This window comes from Dyella sp. SYSU CM1112, from assembly GCF_058216415.1.
This window is the reverse complement of sequence record NZ_JBZEGI010000169.1, coordinates 1-250: the sequence shown is the minus strand read 5'-3', so window position 1 is coordinate 250 and position 250 is coordinate 1. Positions and strand designations below refer to the sequence as shown.

Below are 250 nucleotides of genomic sequence, written 5' to 3'. Positions count from 1 at the left end.
ACATCACCTTGGGACCGGGCGAAAGCATCTCGCTGAGCACGCCGATGATGGACGGCACGAACGAGGTGGGCCTGGTCGCCCTCTTCCGTCAGCCCACGCAACAGGGCTGGCGGCTTGTCATCCCGGTATCGCAATGGAAGCACACCGATCTCGTGCACATCAGCCTGCTCGGCAACCAGATGGAGCAGGAACAGTAGATGATGGTAGCCGCGAGGGAGATGAAACAACGCGCGCTGCATTTTCTGAATGC

The 250-nt window shown here is 60.0% G+C and carries 1 protein-coding gene; it reads left to right on the top strand.

Going from position 1 to position 250, the window contains the following annotated elements; translation table 11 throughout:
* Positions 1-197 (top strand): type VI secretion system lipoprotein TssJ (gene tssJ, locus AC4HNJ_RS22095; RefSeq protein ID WP_490481757.1); only part of this gene is annotated, 197 nt, incomplete at its 5' end.
* Between the last annotated feature and the right edge of the window lie 53 nt (positions 198-250).